Origin of the sequence: Psychromonas sp., from assembly GCF_041586535.1 — a bacterium.
Lineage (GTDB): Bacteria > Pseudomonadota > Gammaproteobacteria > Enterobacterales > Psychromonadaceae > Psychromonas.
Map to the genome: position 1 here is coordinate 1 of NZ_JBFGZY010000088.1, position 17,964 is coordinate 17,964.

Consider the following 17,964-nt stretch of genomic DNA (forward strand, 5'->3'; position numbering starts at 1 on the left):
AGTGATCAAATTTCAGTGAGGATAAATTTTCAAGAACAAGGCGCTTGATTGAGCAATAGCAGGCTATTGGGATTGAAAGCAACGCTGTACTTGGACATTTAGACCATCTTAAAATGATCACTTATTTAGTATGATTGGTATCATATCACCGTTGTAGCGATATCAGGGTAAGAGGTCTACAATAAGAATGCGTTTCTGCTTATTTCTTAATCTAACTGATTTTCTTTTGTAAATCTGAAAGTTATCTGGTTTGATTAAGTTACCAAATGTTGACACAATGGTCACTCACTGATGCCATAGAACTCATTCAGATTAATATAAATTGCTACATATCTGTTCTAGTTTGGGACATTTTTTAACTTATTAACAAGGATGAACTTATGATTGAAAACAACTTTGTTGCGATCACGGCAACGTTTCTCGTCTATTTAGTCGTGATGCTATTAATCGGCTATTACGCATATATGCGTACCAGTAACTCTTCTGATTACTTTCTCGGGGGGAGAACCCTTGGACCATGGCCCGCTGCCTTATCGGCAGGTGCTTCGGACATGAGCGGCTGGTTACTACTTGGCTTGCCGGGTTATGCCTATGCAGCCGGCATGGAATCGCTATGGCTTGCCGCAGGTTTATTGATTGGTACCTGGGCAAACTGGACTGTTGCTGCAAAACGTCTGCGTACCTACAGTATTACGACAGATAACTCGTTGACTTTACCTGAGTTTCTTTCCCGCCGCTTTCAAGATAAATCAAAAATGGTGCAGACAATTGCCGCCTTTTTTATCCTGATATTCTTTCTTTTTTACACTAGCTCAGGTCTAGTGGCTGGTGGTAAGCTGTTTGAAACCGTATTTGGCTTAGATTATACCACTGCGGTTATTATCGGCACTGTCTGTATTGTTTCGTATACATTATTTGGTGGATTTTTAGCCGTTTCCTGGACCGATTTGGTGCAGGGATTACTGATGTCTGCAGCACTTCTGGTTGTACCTATCTCAGCTATGCAGGGGGGATTCGGACAGGTAATAACGGATTTAAGTGCAATTAATCCAGAGCTGGTAACCCTATGGAACGGTGTAGACGGACAACCACTTACCTGGATTGCGATAGTGTCACTTATGGCCTGGGGGCTTGGTTATTTTGGTCAGCCGCATATCCTGGCTCGTTTTCTGGCAACGCGTACCAATAAAGACTTAATTACGGCACGTCGTATTGCTGTAACCTGGACCATTTTATCAATGGCTGGTGCGGTTTTGGTTGGTCTTGTAGGGCTGCTGTATGTTCAAGACAATCTATCTGGTGGACTCGTCGACGGAGAGAAGATATTTATGCTGCTGGTAAATGCAGTGTTCCATCCTGTGATTGCGGGTATTTTATTGGCTGCTATTTTAGCTGCTATTATGAGTACTGCTGATTCGCAATTACTGGTTTCCTCATCTGCTTTAGCTGAAGATTTTTATAAGCAGTGGATTCGTACCGATGCATCACCTGCAGAGATTATGATGGTTGGCCGTTTAGGGGTTATCGCTTTAGCTTTAGTCGCATTATGGTTAGCAATGTCGCCTGACAGCTCGGTATTAGGTCTGGTTTCTTATGCATGGGCCGGATTTGGTGCTGCATTTGGTCCAGCTTTACTGTTAAGCCTGTTCTGGAAGCGTATGAACCGCAATGGCGCATTAGCAGGTCTTCTTGTTGGTGGTTTTACCATTGTTGTATGGAAGCAGTTAGAAGGTGGTATTTTCGATCTCTATGAGATTGTCCCGGGAATCATTTTTGCGACAACTGCCATTATCATTACCAGTTTAGTAACCGCTGCACCTGAAAAGTCGGTAACCGATCAGTTTGATGAATATAAAAAGAATCTGATCGAATTTGATTAATATTAGAAGCTGAAAACCCAAAGCTGGCAAATGCCAGCTTTTTCATTTCCATAGGTCGCCGATTTGCGTATCAGGCGTGTAGTGGTAAGCTATTTGAGCCTGCAGCAACTCAGCGGTCGCTATCGCGTCAGTCAGTGCGTGGTGAGGTGTATAGGCTGGAAGGCCATACCTTTGGCGGCATTCATCCAATCGAACTGATTGAGGTTTGGCTCCCTTTAACCTGTTAATAAAACTACTCGTTTCCTTGGCCTGAAGATAAGACTCTATCGCAAGAGTATCCACCAGTGGGAATAGAATACCTTCACCAATACGCTCTTTTAGCGCCATATCAAAGAACTCTCTTTCAATCTGCCGGTAATGAACAACGACGGTACACTCAGCCAGAGCCTGCAGAATATCTTCCAATATCTGCATTAAATCCGGTGCATCGACAATATCACTATGGGTGATACCGTGAATGACTACGGACTCATTTTGCAAAGGCAGATTGGGATTTATTATCCAGTGCCTGGCCTGGTTCAGGTAGATTCGGTTGAGGTCGAAAGGGACCAGGCCGATACTGACGATAGCATCTTTTCTGGCATTCAGACCGGTGGTTTCGAAATCCAGAGCGACAAACCTAACCTTTGCGAGCGGCATATCGGGACCTGTGACGCCCCGTTTATAGAAATTTTGCAGTAGCGTATTGTTGGACTGATTGCTTTGCTTTTGATAAAAAGCGGTCCAGTCGCTGATCCTGCTAAAATTAAATAGTTTTGATAGCATTAAGTGAACTTATTGTTGGCATGGTAGCGGAGTTTAAGAAAGTTTTGTGCGTAACTCAGGATCTGAAATGCATCCTTGAGATTACGCCGTTCGAAGTAAGAGATAGTTTCCGGCTCGATATTGTTGTCAGGTTTGATATTGTTTTCTACGTCAATCGCCTGATGGCGAGTACGTACCATAGAGATAAACTCCATGGCATCACGTAGATCCTGAGCTCTTCCTTGTGGCAGTATGCCCGCTTCAGCAATATCATCAAGGCGTTCAAAAGAGTTCTGTGAACGAGAGCCTACCGACAAGGCGAGAACACGAATGAGATCGGCAAGCGGGGCTGTGCCGCGCTTTTTGAGATTAATGGATTTTTTATGTTGACCATTTTTCTCCATCACAAAGTTTTGGAAAAAGCCTAGTGGTGGCTTGCGGTTAAGCGCATTGCGGGCAAGGCAGGCGAGAAAACGGGTATTTTTACGAGCCCGGCGCACGATAAAGCTATTCAGGTGCTCTGCCCATTTCAGGCGGCCATATACACCATCAAGATCGAAAAAGATGGAGCTGTTTAACAGCGCCTCAGGGTTCGGGTTATCTATCCAGTCGGCAAAACATGCTTCCCACTCGCTGCGGGTTTTACGCCAAGCAGGATTGGTGACCATGATATCGCCAGTACAATAGACGTAGCCGCATTTATTTAGCGCATCACAAATAAACTTGGCCAGATCGGCAAAATATTGGCCGTGTTTTTTCTCGTCATAGCTGTTGTCCAGAATAATCGCGTTGTCCTGATCGGTGACCAGCAGCTGTTCATCTCTGGCCATAGAGCCGAGTGCCAGAAAGCAGTAGGGGATGGGTGGCTCGCCAAGTTCCTCTTCCGCCAGTTCAATAATGCGCTGTTTAAAGCTACGGCCAATAACCGACATGGCGCTTCCAACCATGTGTGAGTTGGCGTCTTCATTGACCATGCGTACAAAGCTGTCTCTAACTCGTTTAGAAATGTTCTGCAACTCCTCTACTGAATTCTGCACGAAGATGCTGTTAACCAGCAGCAGTGAGTTTTGCGATTCGTAGCGGACAATATCACCCGACTCTAATATCCCTATTGGCTGATGTTTTTTGATGATAGGCAGATGGTGTATATTAGCTCGCAGCATGGTCAACATCGCCTCGTACACATAAGCGTTGTGATCCACAGAAATAACCTCTAAGGTCATGATACTGGCGACTTCATCTAATGGTGAAAGGCCCTTTGCAAGAACCCGGGTGCAAAGATCCCGATCGCTGACAATACCAACTATCGTGCTATTATCTTCATCATTTTTATCTAATTCTGCATCCATAATGAGCAGTGCAGAGACTCCCTCTTCTGCCATTTTTTGTGCGGCATCCTGAATGGTTGTTGTTTTTTCGATCCTGACTGGCGCGCGGTTGATCAAAGTCATGACTTTTGAGGTGGTCAGGTTGTTGGCATCATGAGTGATAGAGACAGTCTGACGCAGTCGGGCGTGGTGGTCTACTTCAATAAAATCGGCAAAAGTATCATGTTGATCGTAGAGCTGTTGAAAAATTTTTTGGGGAATGCAGTAGAGCAGGGTATCTTTAATCGCCTTGGCAGGAAAACGAACCTTATTATTGGTCATTAATCCCCGTTGACCAAACAGGTCGCCCTCATCCAGACGATTATATAGCTCACCGTTGCGGCGATGGATTTCTACTACACCGCTGCGAATCATATAGAGATCTTTGATGTAATCACCAAAATGAATAATCGGCGTGTCTTTTCGGAAATAGGCTATCTCAACGTGTTTTGTTACCTGCTCAATCACCTCTTCCGGCAGCTCGTTAAAGGGAGGATATTGACAAAGAAAGCTCTGTATTTCTTGTAGTTCTGCATTCATAGGGTAACCACTTGGCAATTTTTTCTTTCGACTGATAACCAGTATACTACGCGAATTTTACTGCTGAGTATCGCTCTTTTGTTGTTGCAAAGACAGGAGATAGAGACAGATTGTCCAAAAGCTATCTATGATAGCTGACAATATTTGTGAGATAGATGATCTGGTCGAGGAAATGAAGCAACTTTGCGGTATATCAGATTGCTCAGGAGAAACGCGATCCCGGCGAGCAGTAATAAGGCTTGTATTGGCGCTCACTGGGATAGTGTTAACAACTACCGGCAGTTTGAAAGTTTGTAGCCGCATTATCCTTTCATTGCAGGTTAAGCAAATTCCGTCCATATCGGGGCGTGATCTGAGGGCTTATCAATGCCCCTCAGTTCATAATCAATACCGCTGTCTATGGTTTTATCCGCTAATGTTTCGGTTGCTAAAATCACATCAATGCGTAAGCCGCGATTATCATCAAATCCACGGGAGCGGTAATCAAACCAGCTGTATTGGTCAGAAACTTCAGGGTTTAATAACCGGTAAGTATCAACAAAACCAAAATCCATTAATTTACTTAACCATTGACGCTCTTCCGGTAAGAAGCTGCATTTTTTAGTTTTTAACCAGCGTTTGGCATTTACTTCGCCTATTCCGATATCCAAATCAAGCGGGGAGATATTGATATCACCCATAACGATCAGTTGTTCCTGTGCGTTATGGAACTCATTCAGATAAATATTCAGATCCTGATAAAACTTACGTTTAGCAGGGTATTTAATTTCATGTGTCTGGTTTTCGCCCTGCGGAAAATAGCCGTTAAGGATACGCACAGGTGAACCGTTTTTATCTTCCACAGTGACCATAATCATGCGGCGTTGCGCTTCATCATCATCCGTAGGAAAACCATACTGCACATCTGATGCTTCATTTTTGCATAACATCGCCACACCGTAATGACCTTTTTGCCCATGGAAATAGACGTGATATCCCATTGCTTCGACATCAGCAACGGGAAAAAGATCGTTATGCACTTTAATTTCCTGTAAACCGATGACATCTGGCTGGTGTTTGTCGATAACTGCCTGCAGTTGGTGAAGACGAGCGCGTAGCCCATTGATGTTGAACGAGATGACTTTCATTAAAAGGCCCTAAATAAATCACATTAAAATAAGGCTGTGAATGTACCCTGCTGAGTTTAATAACTCAACCGGATGCATAAGAAAAATAAAATGATATCCCATTCGGCTTATTGAATGGTCAAAAATTGCTTAGCAAAAATTAAAAGCAGCAGAGCCTCTGCCTGGGCAATCGCTGGCTGTTGGGGATGAAAACAACATTGTTTTCATCCATTTTAACGCTGGTTAGCTGAATTTGTATTAGCTTAAGGTCGCTAAAACATGGTCAAGGTGAGCAACCGTTTCAAAACCGCTATCGGTTAAATAACCACCGTCAGGCTGTGTCGTCAGACCTTTATCAAATAAAGATTGGGCTGCAGCAATAACCGATGGATGAGCATTATGATGAACTTTAATACCCTCCAGTTGAGATTCGACAGGGAATTTAGAAAGCAGTTTCATTTCTTCAAACAAAGTATCAGAGTAATTTTTAATCATGATCATTCACTTCTATTAAATTCGGAATATTTATAATATGTAATTGCTATTAAATTGCAATTATCAGCAGATGCGAATATGGCGTAGATCATGCTATTTGCAGCTTGTAGAATATAAAACATACAAAGGGTTGTTTTTATAAGTTGTTTTTTAATCTATTGGGGCTAAACAGCGAGTGGAGGAAAGCTTATATTTTTCTGTTAGACATAAAAAAACGCAAACCGGAGTCTGCGTTTTACAAGTAAAGCTGATCTGCTATTTTTTACTGGTTTTTACGGATAACCGTCAGCATCTCTTTAAGGAGTTTCGGGTTTGCGGCAACAACATTACCGGTTTTCATGTAATCATTGCCGCCGTTAAAGTCGGTCATCATCGCACCCGATTCTTTAACCAGTATTTCACCTGCTGCAATATCCCAGGGTTTTAAACCAAATTCCCAGAATCCATCTACACGACCGGCAGCTACATAAGCCAGATCCAGTGCTGCACTGCCGCTACGGCGCATATCAGCTACATCCATAAAGAACTCTTTAAAGATATTCAGGTAGGTTTCAGTATGATGTTTTTGTTTAAAAGGAAAACCTGTCGCTAAAAGCGTACCGGAAAGTTTGTTCATTGAATTAGTACGGGTACGGTAGCCGTTGATTTGTGCGCTTTGGCCCTTAACAGCAGAGAACAATTCGTTACGAATCGGGTCGAATACAACGCCCACTTCAGTGCGCCCTTTGATTTTTAAGGCAATTGAAACAGCAAAATGAGGAATGCCGTGAATAAAGTTGGTTGTTCCGTCAAGCGGGTCAATAATCCATTGGTAATCCGAGTCTTTACCTTCATCTATACCTGATTCTTCAGCAATGATGCTGTGGTCCGGGTATGATTTACGTAATGTACCAATGATTGCAACTTCAGCTTCTTTATCAACACTGCTTACGTAATCATTTAATGATTTTTCTTCTACTTCGACGGCTTCTAGATTTTCATAGCCTTTAACAATTACTTTGCCTGCGTTACGGGCAGCACGAATCGCAATATTTAACATTGGATGCATTGGATCACCATTAGATTTTAAAAGAACATTGAAGGGAGATTCCTTCTCGGCGCGGAATTATACATAGATCACATAAATCTGCAATATGTTGCTTTGTTTGTTTTTCGCACAGTAGTGCTGTAAATAACAAAAAGTGATTGTTAATCTCGAATCCCGGCTCAAATACAACTATTTTTTTGTATACTAAACAATGATAAACTTTCGCTCTTAACTTCGCCTCAAATAAAGGAACATAAATGCTAGAAAACGTACGCATTATACTCATTGGTACCTCTCACCCGGGTAATATCGGTAGCGCAGCAAGGGCAATGAAAACAATGGGGTTAACTAACCTAGTACTTGTCCAACCGGAATGTGAAATTGATGGGAAATCTGTCGCACTTTCAGCAGGGGCGACCGATGTATTACAAAATCATAAGGTGTGCAATAGTCTGGATGAGGCTATCGCTGATTGCGGTTTGGTGATTGGCGCAAGCGCGCGTCCGCGTACTTTGGACTGGCCAATGCTGGATCCACGGGAAATGGGGGAAAAAGCGGTTGTTGAAGGACAGAAATACCCTGTTGCCTTAGTGTTTGGTCGTGAAAATAGTGGGTTGACTAATGACGAACTTCAAAAGTGCCATTTTCATGTCTTTATTCCTGCAAATCCGGATTATAGTTCCCTGAATTTAGCCATGGCCGTGCAAACTTTAAGCTATGAAGTGCGCATGGCATTTTTAGCTGCAAAAGCTTATCCGGAGCAGGAGCAGGAATACCCGCTTACTGAAGAAATTGAAGGTTTATTTAATCATCTTGAACAAACCTTAACGGATACTCGCTTTATTGTTCCTGCACACCCTGGTTTGGTTATGAATAAATTGCGCCGCTTCTTTAACCGTGCCCGCCCTGAAGTGAAAGAAATAAGAATGTGGAGAGGGATTTTAAGCAGTATCCAAAAATCAGTACTGCCGGCAGAAAAAGATCCAGAAAAATAAAAAGATATAAAAAACTTAAAACCTACTAAAGTATATGGTTTTTTACTTGACTAATTTTGTCGGGTATTTATAATTGTCTCATGAAAGTTCACGGAAAGTGTTGTTATATGTCATTTTCCCACTATATAAGTGAAGCATTATGAAATTAACTTCGAAAGGCCGCTATGCAGTAACAGCAATGCTTGATGTGGCCATCAAAGAGCACACCGGACCGGTACCCTTAGCGGATATTTCTGAACGCCAGGGGATATCTCTATCCTATCTGGAACAGTTGTTCTCTAAATTACGCAAAAATGAGCTGGTTAGCAGTGTCCGTGGTCCAGGTGGTGGTTATAAACTGGGTAAAGAGCGCAGCGAAATTTCAGTTGCAATGATTATTGACGCGGTTAATGAATCGGTAGATATAAGAAAATGCGACGGAAAAAATGGTTGTAGCAAAGATGGTGTGCAGTGTTTGACGCACTCTTTATGGGAACAGCTCAGTGACCGAATCAGTACCTTTTTAGATGATATTACTCTTGAAGAGTTAATGACCTCTGAACATGTACAGCACATTTCTGAAATTCAAAATAATAAATTTAACCAAACTGAACAACTAAACGTTAAAGCATAATCAAACGTTTATCTGAAGCAGTGGAGACACAAATGAAATTACCAATTTACCTTGATTATTCTGCAACAACTCCCGTTGATCCTCGCGTTGCGGATAAAATGATGCAGTATTTAACACCGGATGGCGAGTTTGGTAACCCGGCTTCCCGTTCGCATCGTTTTGGTTGGCAGGCTGAAGAGGCGGTAGACCTTGCACGTGAACAAATTGCTGATTTAATCAATGCAGATCCTCGTGAAATTGTTTTCACTTCCGGCGCGACAGAATCAGACAACCTTGCGATTAAAGGTGCTGCGCATTTTTATGCGAAAAAAGGCAAACATATCATCACCGCAAAAACTGAACATAAAGCAGTATTGGATACTTGTCGTCAACTGGAGCGTGAAGGTTATGAAGTAACATACCTTGAACCGCAGGAAGACGGTATTGTAACACCCGCACAATTAAAAGAGGCGTTACGTCCGGATACCGTTCTGGTTAGCTTGATGCATGTTAATAATGAAATTGGTGTGATTCAGGATATCGCTGCATTTGGTGAATTGTGCCGTGCTAATAAAACTATATTCCATGTTGATGCCGCGCAAAGTGCAGGAAAGATAAATATTGATACACAAGCTGTTAAAGTGGATTTAATGTCATTTTCGGCTCATAAAATGTATGGTCCCAAAGGTATTGGCGCTTTGTACGTTTGCCGTAAACCCCGTGTTCGTTTGGAAGCGCAGATGCATGGCGGCGGACATGAGCGTGGTATGCGCAGTGGCACATTACCGACACACCAGATAGTTGCGATGGGCGAAGCTTGTCGAATTGCCAAAGAAGAGATGGCTTCTGAGAATGAACGTATTTTAATGCTGCGTACACGTTTGTTGAACGGTGTAAGCGACATGGAAGAAGTTTATGTCAACGGTTCTTTAGAAAACCGCGTTGCGGGCAATATCAATATCAGTTTTAACTATGTTGAAGGTGAATCTCTGGTGATGGCACTGAAAGATTTGGCTGTTTCTTCAGGCAGTGCCTGTACTTCAGCAAGTCTAGAGCCTTCTTATGTATTGCGTGCAATTGGCCGTGATGATGAACTGGCACATAGTTCAATCCGTTTCAGTATTGGCCGTTTTACTACTGAAGAAGAGATTGATTACGCAATTAAAATTATTCGTGAAAATATTGGCCGCTTACGTGAAATGTCGCCTCTATGGGATATGTACAAAGAGGGTATCGATATCAACAGTATCGAGTGGTCACATCACTAGGTTGCAGTGCACCTGGTAGCTAAAAGTTAACAACATGCCTTTTTAATAAGTGTTTTAACTTTTAGCTGAAGCGCATTACAGCAATGCAAATTACATTCACGAACAACTTTAGAAGAAAGACTAAAAGGATAGATATCATGGCTTACAGCGAAAAAGTAATAGACCATTACGAAAACCCACGTAACGTAGGTTCATTCGACAAAAATGATGATAGTGTTGCAACAGGTATGGTTGGCGCACCCGCTTGTGGTGACGTTATGAAACTGCAGCTGAAAATCGATGCAAATGGTGTGATTGAAGATGCAAAATTCAAAACATACGGTTGTGGTAGCGCAATAGCATCCAGTTCGTTAGTGACGGAATGGGTAAAAGGTAAAACGTTAGAACAGGCAAGCGCGATTACTAACACAGAAATTTCAGCTGAACTTGCTTTACCACCGGTGAAAATCCACTGTTCAATACTGGCTGAAGATGCAATTAAAGCTGCTATTTCAGATTATAAAAGTAAACACCCGAAAGCTTAAGAGCAGGTTTGACATAACGCTGTATTTATAGTTTTATAGTTTTTTAAAGTTAATAACTGGAGTCGATTTTGGCTATCACAATGACAGAAGCAGCAGCACAACATGTTGCGGATTTTCTATCTAATCGCGGTAAAGGGATTGGTTTACGGTTAGGGGTTAAAACATCAGGCTGTTCAGGTATGGCTTATGTACTTGAATTCGTTGATGTACTTAATGATGACGATGAAGTATTTATCGATAAAGGCATTAAAGTTATTGTTGATAAAAAAAGCCTGGTTTATCTTGATGGTACAGAATTAGATTTTGTTAAAGAAGGTCTTAACGAAGGTTTTGAGTTTAATAACCCCAATACAGACGGGGAATGTGGTTGCGGTGAGAGCTTTAGCGTATAACGCTTAATTACCCTCCGTTAACTCGCTATAATGATGGACTGTATTTTATTGAGGAATTATGTTTACATTTTTCCTCTTTTTTCTTTTTAGGAAACTGTTGTGAACTACTTCGAGCTATTCTCTCTTCCGGTTACATTTCCAATCGATCATACATTATTATCTGCAACTTATCGGGAGCTGCAAAAGCAATATCACCCTGATAAATTTGTTATGTACGGTGATAGTGAACGCCTGTCTGCAATGCAGAAAAGCACAGAAATAAACGATGCTTATCAGACACTGAAAAATAGTTGTTTGCGTGCCCAATACCTGCTTTCATTGGCGGGACTGGACATTGCTTTGGAACAAAGAACATTACAGGATACGTCTTTCCTGATCCAGCAGATGGAGTGGCGTGAAACCATCTCTGCCTTTACAGAAGATGATGAAGATGAAGTTGAAGCATTTGCGCAGCACCTGCAGCAACAAGTTACAGATCTGGAAGCGATAATCGAAGTGCAACTGCAAAATAATGAGCTGGAAGCTACTGCAGACAGTGTTAGAAAGTTAAAATTTATGCTCAAACTTCAAAACGAATTAGCATTAATCGAAGAAAAACTATTCGATTGATACTAGGGTCTGTTGACCTTTAGCGTTCAAATAAACACGTAAGGTCACAGCCCTAACACCATAAAAATAGGATATTACACGATGGCATTACTTCAAATTGCAGAGCCAGGTTTCTCTGCAGCGCCGCATCAGCATAAATTAGCTGCCGGTATCGATTTAGGAACAACCAACTCACTGGTTGCAACTGTTCGTAGTGGTGAGGCTTCTACATTAATGGACCATCAGCAACAAGATATGCTGCCCTCTGTTGTGCATTATGGCGAGAAAGATGCGCAGGGTGATACCCAAATAAGCGTGGGCGTCAACGCTCAACAATACCTGTTAACAGATCCTTCAAATACACTGGTTTCTGTCAAACGCCTGATCGGCAAATCATTAACTGACTTAGATACAACCCATCTGCCGTATCAGCTAAGCGCTCATGAAAGCGGACTGGTGCAGATAAACACCAGGGCGGGCGCAATTAATGCGGTTCAGGCTTCAAGCGAAATTCTAAAAGCATTAGGTCAGCGCGCAGCGGAAAGTTTACAAGGTGAACTGGACGGTGTGGTGATAACTGTGCCTGCTTACTTTGACGATGCTCAGCGTCAGGGCACCAAAGATGCCGCGCGTTTAGCCGGTTTGCATGTTCTGCGTTTATTAAATGAACCGACCGCCGCAGCCATTGCCTACGGGCTTGATTCCGGACAGGAAGGGGTGATTGCCGTTTATGATTTAGGCGGCGGGACTTTTGATATCTCCATTCTACGTTTACATGCAGGTGTTTTTGAAGTACTTGCTACCGGTGGTGATTCTGCCCTTGGCGGTGATGATTTTGATCTGGCAATTGTTAATTGGATTAAACAGCAGGCGGGCATTACTGGCTCCATCTCTGCATCATTACAACAGGAATTACTGCAGGTTGCACGCGCAAGCAAACAGCAGCTCAGCGAACAGGAGCAAGTCAGTATCACACTGACCCATGCCCAATGGTCGGGCGCGCTTGATAAAAGTACCTTTGAAGCATTGATTGAAAAACTAGTTAAAAAAACCTTACGCGCCTGTAAGCGGGCAATAAAAGATGCTCAAATCACCCTGGATGAAATAGCTGAAGTGGTGATGGTGGGCGGCTCTACACGCGTCCCGCTGGTACGTGAAAGGGTGGCTGATTTTTTCAAAAAAGAACTGTTAACCGGGATTGACCCGGATAAAGTGGTCGCTATTGGCGCCGCTATTCAGGCGGATATATTAGTCGGTAATAAGCCCGATTCAGAGATGCTGTTACTGGATGTATTGCCTCTCTCATTAGGTTTAGAAACAATGGGGGAATTAGTTGAAAAAGTGATACCCCGTAATACCACGATTCCCGTTGCCCGTGCTCAGGAGTTTACTACTTTTAAAGATGGCCAGACAGCAATGTTGATCCATGTGCTGCAGGGCGAGCGTGAAATGGTTGCTGATTGCCGCTCTTTAGCCCGTTTTGTACTTACCGATATTCCGCCAATGGCTGCTGGTGCTGCGCATATCAGGGTTACTTTCCAGGTGGATGCCGATGGCCTATTAAGCGTTAATGCGATGGAAAAATCTTCCGGTGTGCATGCCTCGATCGAAGTAAAACCGACTTATGGATTAAGTGATCAGCAGGTGATGGATATGTTGACTGATTCCATGACCTTTGCAGAAAAAGATATCCAGGCACGTATGTTGATTGAACAGCAGGTTGAAGTGAAACGTGTGATTGAAAATCTTGAAGCTGCGCTTGCCAAAGATGGCACTGAGTTACTTGAGCCTGAAGAATATCAGGTTATTAAAGACAATATCAGCAAGCTTGCTGACATTGGTGAGGGTAATGATATTAATGCCATTAAAGAAGCACTTGAGGCGATTGATAAGTTAACCGATCATTATGCCTCCTTGCGGATGGATGCATCCATTAAAAAAGCATTAACCGGCCAGTCTGTTGATCAAATTTAACAGGCAGCAATAAACATTAATTAATTTAAAGGAAGAAGGTACGATTAAGATGCCACAAATAATATTTTTACCCCATGAAGAGTTATGCCCGGAGGGCTTGGTAACGGAAGCTGCCGAAGGTGAGACAATTTTAGATGTTGCTTTAAAGAACCATATTCATATTGAACATGCCTGTGAAAAGTCCTGTGCATGCACGACTTGCCATGTTGTTATTCGTGAGGGCTTTGACTCTCTTGAAGAAAGTGATGAATTAGAAGATGATATGCTGGACAAAGCATGGGGACTTGAGCCGGAATCCCGTTTAGGTTGCCAGGCGTGCGTTACTAATGAAAATTTAGTCGTCGAAATTCCTAAATATACGGTTAATATTGTTTCAGAAAATCATTAACCCGCTAACAGGGTTACAATTAATTAAGCAATAAGGATCTGAATATGACATTAAAATGGATAGACTCCCAGGAGTTGGCTCTGGCTTTAATTGATAATTTCCCGGATCAGGATCCGCAACAGGTTCGTTTTACAGATTTGCGCGAGTGGATTATGAGTCTTGATGATTTTGATGATGATCCTAACCACTGCAGTGAGCGAATTTTAGAAGCGGTGCAACAGTGCTGGATTGAAGAAGTTTAATTATATATTTTTTACAAACGCAAGCTTCGGCTTGCGTTTTTGTTTCTTGAAAAGGTAATGATATGAGTAATGTTTTTTTAGTTTCTTTGAGTTTCGCTGGTGCTTCTGAAGCTTGGGGAAAGTCTGCGCTGCTGAGTTTTGCAGAAGGTCATGCAACTATCCATTTAAATAAAGAAAAACCCTTATTTCAGCAGGTTCAGTCGGCAGCACGTCGCTTAGATGGAATGGGACTTGAACGTATTCAATTGATCGGTGAGCTCTGGGATATGGAACTGCGCTGGGCATTTTCGCAGGGTTTTTATAATGCTAAAAAAGGTGCAAATATTGATTTTGGTGAATTACAAGCAGCGCAATTAAAACAACTCACTGCACAAAAAGAGATTATTGAGTGGGTCCGTGCAACCATTAATCTTGGGCCGGAAGCGTTACCCCCTGTATTACTGTGTGAAAAAGCGGTGACCTTAATCGAATCGGTTTTACCTGCCGGCGTGACAATTTCGGCAAATATTATCGCCGGAGAAAGCCTGTTAGCGGAAAACTTCCAGGGTATTTATCAGGTCGGTCGTGGAAGTGAGCGTCCGCCTTGTATGTTACAACTGGATTTTAATCCGACGGGTGATGCGGATGCGCCGATTGAGTATGCATTAGTTGGTAAAGGTATTACGTTTGACTCGGGTGGTTATAGTCTAAAACCAAGTGGTTCAATGGCGATTATGAAAAGTGATATGGGCGGGGCAGCGACGCTCACCGGCGCACTGGCACTGGCGATTGCTAATGGGTTAACTAAACGGGTTAAATTATACTTGTGCTGTGCTGAAAACTTAATCAGCGGCGATGCTTATAAATTAGGTGATGTGATCACCTATAAAAATGGTGTAACGGTTGAAGTATTAAACAGTGATGCAGAAGGGCGTCTGGTATTGGCAGACGGTCTGATTGCTGCTCAGGAAGATAATGCAAAGATTATTATTGATGCTGCAACCTTAACCGGCGCGGCTAAAATGGCTGTTGGCCGTGATTATAATTGTGTATTGAGTATGGATGAGCAGCTTGTCGCGCTGGCAACAACTTGTGCGAAACAGGAAAATGAATTTATCTGGCGTTTACCTTTTGAAGAGTTCCATCTGCAGCAGATTAACTCATCATTTGCGGATATTGCCAACATCCACAGCGGCGAGGGCATGGCCGGGGCCTCAACGGCAGCGGCATTCCTGGCTAAGTTTGTGGTTAACCCGAAAGCAAACTGGGTGCATTTTGATCTTTCAGGCAGTTATCAAATGGGCGACAATGGTTTGTGGTCTGCAGGCGGTAAAGGCCATGGTGTCCGTACCATTAGCAAGATGTTATTTGCTTAGCATCTTGTCTGCATGACCGGGATCAAAGGCTGTTCAATAGATGGAACAGCCTTTTTTTTTTGCTAAAAATTCTGTGTGGTTGTTTGCTCGGAAGTGACTTCAACGGCCTCTGCTGCTGCGTAGATAAAGAAAGTTTCATCATCTGTCGTTTCTACATTCGTTTCAGCGGGATCATCGTTGCTCGCAGTACAGGTATAACCTAAGTTATATGTACCGGCAACGACAAAGCCGAACTCAAATTCATACCCCTGAGTGCTATCGTCATTGATCGCATTTGCCCGCGCGGAAGCGATCGGTGCTACCAGCGGATCATCTACAGTTTGCTCTGTGAAATCGCTCATATTATCAAGCGTGGTATCAGCCGGATATAAATAAACGGCATGACCGAAGTCCTGTCCGCAGTCAATACTGGTTTGTGGGCTGATGGTTCCGGAAATTGAGCCGACATCAGATAAGTTTATCAGGTTTATTCCCGTTGGTTTAAGGGTCCAATACGCTTTATTACCTTTGGGCCCCTGCAAAATCTTCAATAAATCAAACTCTGCTACAAAGTTATTAGTCCCTGCCGCTATGGTGAATTTTTTGTTAATAAATAAACGTCCGGTATCTGCTTCTTCAGCGCCAGCGCCACCACATGATCCGTTGCTGTTAGTGGTTAACCCGGCAATATTATCATTCATGGTTTGAACATATGAACTTTCAATATCTGCAACCTCACTTTTCTTGATATAGATACACATCTGGTATTCACCCACGGGGATAGACTGTCCGCTGACTAACCACTCCTTCGCCTGCCCTTGCACAGTAAGCAAATCAACATTTTTTAATGCACCATCTTCTGCTACATCAAAAGAGATCGAACCATCATCATTTTTAAGCACGATCTGTTTGAAGGCTATATTAACGACTTTCGCGTCGGCGGGATTATCAGATACGGCGAAATTGAATGTGCCTTCGGCAGAGCTTCCGCCACCTTCACCACCACCGCCACATGCTGTCAGTAACGTTGTTAAAGTGAGGGCTAATAATGTGTTATTCGTCTTCATAAGTCACCTTTAAAAATTCATGGAAGCAGGATGTGGTGCGTTAATTTAAACCGGCCAGTTTAAACCTGTCCAGATAATCGATTCACTTTGAAAGTATAGTCAGATAGGAGATTATATACCCATGATACTTCAAGATGTAAAGTCAGCAAGGTCAATTGTGCCGAGATGCTAGACATAAAATTGAAGTCTAGTCATTCTACAGAGAGATTTTATAACCAAGCAGATTGGTGCAATTTCCCTTGCCCTACGGGGTGCGAGCTCGAAAACCAGTGCTGCGTTGCAGCAATCGAAAAGGGAGTAACTATTACCTCATGTTGCGCCTTGCTCTGATTTCCAAGCTCGTGCCTGACAAAGCATTTTGAAGTAACATGGGTATAGTGATGCAGGGTGGTTAAGAGTTGTTTGTGGAATGGCAATAATTATTAGCGAAAGCTGATAGTTTCTCCGTTCAATACACAAAATTTACATATTGAACGGAGACAGAAGGTTTCGCTAAATTAATTAAACTGGAGAATCATCTAACAGTAGTTTTCCGCCCAATATAATCAGCACCATGCCGGTCACGCCTTCCATCCATGACATTATTGATGCGCTTTTTAATAACTTTTTGGCGGAATTAATGGCGCCGGCTAAAGAGCACTGCCACACCATGGCGATTAAAAAGTGGATACCCGCCAGGGTTAATGATTGTACAAAAGGGGAGTAGTTCGGATCGATAAACTGGGGTAAAAAAGCCAGGTAAAAAATGGCCGTTTTAGGGTTAAGTACATTGGATAAAAAACCTTCACGCAGGGAACGTTTAAGATCCAGACTGCCATTTTGGCCGGCGGTTATATCGATACCCCCGGACCCCTTAAAAGTACTTCTGAGGCTATTGATTCCCAACCAGATTAAATAAGCCGCTCCGATCCATTTTATGACGTGAAATAATTCTGCCGATTGCAGCAAAATAGCTGAAATACCCACGGCGGAGAAAGTCGCGTGGACAAACAGTCCCATGCAGATACCAAAACTTGTAATACAGCCATCAACACCTCCTGAACGGCTACTATTACGGATAACCAGTGCAGTATCGAGACCCGGTGTTAAGGTAAGAATCGTTATCGCAATTAAAAATGCCTCAAAATTTAATATATGCATGTGCATAGCTCTCTAATGTTTAATAAAGATTTCTTATAGCAAAGAACAGTTTCTTTTGTAAAGCAGTTTACCTGTTATAGATAGCGGTTTAAGCTTAGGGGATGGAAGTCTGCCGGTTCCCCCGTGAAAAATGCCAACCGATTTCACGGCAGCAAGGTTGATAATACCAATTGGATTAATTAAATGATCTGTTTAGGCGTCAGGAAAAATAAATGAAAGCGAGGCATTGATTGCAGTAACTAGTTGTTCTAATTGCAAAATCAATAACGAAGCTAGCATTTATTTTAACAAGCATAAATGA

Annotated in this window: 18 protein-coding genes; 11 read left to right on the forward strand and 7 right to left on the reverse strand. The window is 42.6% G+C overall.

Features of this window, described 5'->3' with window-relative positions; genetic code table 11:
- The first annotated feature begins 380 nt into the window (after positions 1 to 380).
- Entirely contained in the window at positions 381 to 1,880 is a 1,500-nt protein-coding gene (gene putP, locus ABZA00_RS10860) for a sodium/proline symporter PutP (RefSeq protein ID WP_372882188.1), read from the forward strand.
- 42 nt (positions 1,881 to 1,922) lie between these two features.
- Here putP and ABZA00_RS10865 read toward each other — a convergent pair whose 3' ends face one another.
- From ABZA00_RS10865 to suhB, 5 genes are all read right to left on the reverse strand, one after another.
- A complete protein-coding gene (locus tag ABZA00_RS10865; RefSeq protein ID WP_372882189.1) occupies positions 1,923 to 2,645 on the reverse strand; it encodes a 3'-5' exonuclease in 723 nt (240 codons plus the stop codon).
- Positions 2,645 to 4,531: a DUF294 nucleotidyltransferase-like domain-containing protein gene (locus tag ABZA00_RS10870; RefSeq protein ID WP_372882190.1), complete on the reverse strand. Its 1,887-nt coding sequence runs from the start codon at positions 4,529 to 4,531 to the stop codon at positions 2,645 to 2,647. Before ABZA00_RS10870 ends, ABZA00_RS10865 begins: the two co-directional genes overlap by 1 nt.
- A gap of 320 nt (positions 4,532 to 4,851) precedes the next feature.
- Positions 4,852 to 5,658 (reverse strand): exodeoxyribonuclease III, encoded by an 807-nt coding sequence (gene xthA / locus ABZA00_RS10875; protein WP_372882191.1) that lies wholly within the window; start codon positions 5,656 to 5,658, stop codon positions 4,852 to 4,854.
- A 237-nt stretch (positions 5,659 to 5,895) separates the two neighbouring features.
- Positions 5,896 to 6,132, reverse strand: coding sequence for a TIGR02647 family protein (locus tag ABZA00_RS10880; RefSeq protein WP_372882192.1), 237 nt, complete (start codon positions 6,130 to 6,132; stop codon positions 5,896 to 5,898).
- Positions 6,133 to 6,394: 262 nt separating this feature from the next.
- Entirely contained in the window at positions 6,395 to 7,180 is a 786-nt protein-coding gene (gene suhB / locus ABZA00_RS10885) for an inositol-1-monophosphatase (protein ID WP_372882193.1), read from the reverse strand.
- A gap of 236 nt (positions 7,181 to 7,416) precedes the next feature.
- Here suhB and trmJ point away from each other — a divergent pair, with 236 nt between their 5' ends.
- The 10 genes from trmJ (at position 7,417) to pepB (ending at position 15,477) form a co-directional block, all read left to right on the forward strand.
- On the forward strand, positions 7,417 to 8,154 hold the full coding sequence (gene trmJ, locus ABZA00_RS10890) for a tRNA (cytosine(32)/uridine(32)-2'-O)-methyltransferase TrmJ (RefSeq protein WP_372882194.1): 738 nt from the start codon (positions 7,417 to 7,419) through the stop codon (positions 8,152 to 8,154).
- 139 nt (positions 8,155 to 8,293) lie between these two features.
- Positions 8,294 to 8,767, forward strand: coding sequence for a Fe-S cluster assembly transcriptional regulator IscR (gene iscR / locus ABZA00_RS10895; RefSeq protein ID WP_372882195.1), 474 nt, complete (start codon positions 8,294 to 8,296; stop codon positions 8,765 to 8,767).
- Between the two features lie 32 nt (positions 8,768 to 8,799).
- A complete protein-coding gene (locus ABZA00_RS10900; RefSeq protein ID WP_372882196.1) occupies positions 8,800 to 10,014 on the forward strand; it encodes an IscS subfamily cysteine desulfurase in 1,215 nt (404 codons plus the stop codon).
- 137 nt (positions 10,015 to 10,151) lie between these two features.
- Positions 10,152 to 10,538, forward strand: a complete 387-nt coding sequence (iscU, locus tag ABZA00_RS10905) for a Fe-S cluster assembly scaffold IscU (protein ID WP_372882197.1) — start codon at positions 10,152 to 10,154, stop codon at positions 10,536 to 10,538.
- A gap of 68 nt (positions 10,539 to 10,606) precedes the next feature.
- Complete coding sequence (gene iscA, locus ABZA00_RS10910) at positions 10,607 to 10,930, forward strand: iron-sulfur cluster assembly protein IscA (protein WP_372882198.1); 324 nt, start codon at positions 10,607 to 10,609, stop codon at positions 10,928 to 10,930.
- Between the two features lie 99 nt (positions 10,931 to 11,029).
- On the forward strand, positions 11,030 to 11,539 hold the full coding sequence (gene hscB, locus ABZA00_RS10915) for a co-chaperone HscB (RefSeq protein WP_372882199.1): 510 nt from the start codon (positions 11,030 to 11,032) through the stop codon (positions 11,537 to 11,539).
- An 81-nt stretch (positions 11,540 to 11,620) separates the two neighbouring features.
- Entirely contained in the window at positions 11,621 to 13,492 is a 1,872-nt protein-coding gene (gene hscA, locus ABZA00_RS10920) for a Fe-S protein assembly chaperone HscA (protein ID WP_372882200.1), read from the forward strand.
- Positions 13,493 to 13,541: 49 nt separating this feature from the next.
- Positions 13,542 to 13,880: an ISC system 2Fe-2S type ferredoxin gene (gene fdx, locus ABZA00_RS10925; protein ID WP_372882201.1), complete on the forward strand. Its 339-nt coding sequence runs from the start codon at positions 13,542 to 13,544 to the stop codon at positions 13,878 to 13,880.
- Positions 13,881 to 13,924: 44 nt separating this feature from the next.
- Positions 13,925 to 14,122 (forward strand): Fe-S cluster assembly protein IscX, encoded by a 198-nt coding sequence (gene iscX, locus ABZA00_RS10930; RefSeq protein ID WP_372882202.1) that lies wholly within the window; start codon positions 13,925 to 13,927, stop codon positions 14,120 to 14,122.
- Between the two features lie 62 nt (positions 14,123 to 14,184).
- Positions 14,185 to 15,477, forward strand: a complete 1,293-nt coding sequence (gene pepB / locus ABZA00_RS10935) for an aminopeptidase PepB (protein ID WP_372882203.1) — start codon at positions 14,185 to 14,187, stop codon at positions 15,475 to 15,477.
- A 62-nt stretch (positions 15,478 to 15,539) separates the two neighbouring features.
- On the opposite strand, the gene ABZA00_RS10940 is transcribed toward pepB, so the two are convergent.
- Complete coding sequence (locus ABZA00_RS10940; protein ID WP_372882204.1) at positions 15,540 to 16,523, reverse strand: DUF4382 domain-containing protein; 984 nt, start codon at positions 16,521 to 16,523, stop codon at positions 15,540 to 15,542.
- Between the two features lie 501 nt (positions 16,524 to 17,024).
- Complete coding sequence (locus ABZA00_RS10945; protein WP_372882205.1) at positions 17,025 to 17,663, reverse strand: LysE family translocator; 639 nt, start codon at positions 17,661 to 17,663, stop codon at positions 17,025 to 17,027.
- Positions 17,664 to 17,964 lie beyond the last annotated feature (301 nt).

Excerpts from the sequence above, each read along its gene's own strand:
- putP (WP_372882188.1), top strand. The coding sequence starts at position 381 with ATGATTGAAAACAACTTTGTTGCGATCACGGCAACGTTTCTCGTCTAT.
- ABZA00_RS10865 (WP_372882189.1), bottom strand. The coding sequence starts at position 2,645 with ATGCTATCAAAACTATTTAATTTTAGCAGGATCAGCGACTGGACCGCT.
- ABZA00_RS10870 (WP_372882190.1), bottom strand. The coding sequence starts at position 4,531 with ATGAATGCAGAACTACAAGAAATACAGAGCTTTCTTTGTCAATATCCT.
- xthA (WP_372882191.1), bottom strand. The coding sequence starts at position 5,658 with ATGAAAGTCATCTCGTTCAACATCAATGGGCTACGCGCTCGTCTTCAC.
- ABZA00_RS10880 (WP_372882192.1), bottom strand. The coding sequence starts at position 6,132 with ATGATTAAAAATTACTCTGATACTTTGTTTGAAGAAATGAAACTGCTT.
- suhB (WP_372882193.1), bottom strand. The coding sequence starts at position 7,180 with ATGCATCCAATGTTAAATATTGCGATTCGTGCTGCCCGTAACGCAGGC.
- trmJ (WP_372882194.1), top strand. The coding sequence starts at position 7,417 with ATGCTAGAAAACGTACGCATTATACTCATTGGTACCTCTCACCCGGGT.
- iscR (WP_372882195.1), top strand. The coding sequence starts at position 8,294 with ATGAAATTAACTTCGAAAGGCCGCTATGCAGTAACAGCAATGCTTGAT.
- ABZA00_RS10900 (WP_372882196.1), top strand. The coding sequence starts at position 8,800 with ATGAAATTACCAATTTACCTTGATTATTCTGCAACAACTCCCGTTGAT.
- iscU (WP_372882197.1), top strand. The coding sequence starts at position 10,152 with ATGGCTTACAGCGAAAAAGTAATAGACCATTACGAAAACCCACGTAAC.
- hscA (WP_372882200.1), top strand. The coding sequence starts at position 11,621 with ATGGCATTACTTCAAATTGCAGAGCCAGGTTTCTCTGCAGCGCCGCAT.
- fdx (WP_372882201.1), top strand. The coding sequence starts at position 13,542 with ATGCCACAAATAATATTTTTACCCCATGAAGAGTTATGCCCGGAGGGC.
- iscX (WP_372882202.1), top strand. The coding sequence starts at position 13,925 with ATGACATTAAAATGGATAGACTCCCAGGAGTTGGCTCTGGCTTTAATT.
- pepB (WP_372882203.1), top strand. The coding sequence starts at position 14,185 with ATGAGTAATGTTTTTTTAGTTTCTTTGAGTTTCGCTGGTGCTTCTGAA.
- ABZA00_RS10940 (WP_372882204.1), bottom strand. The coding sequence starts at position 16,523 with ATGAAGACGAATAACACATTATTAGCCCTCACTTTAACAACGTTACTG.
- ABZA00_RS10945 (WP_372882205.1), bottom strand. The coding sequence starts at position 17,663 with ATGCATATATTAAATTTTGAGGCATTTTTAATTGCGATAACGATTCTT.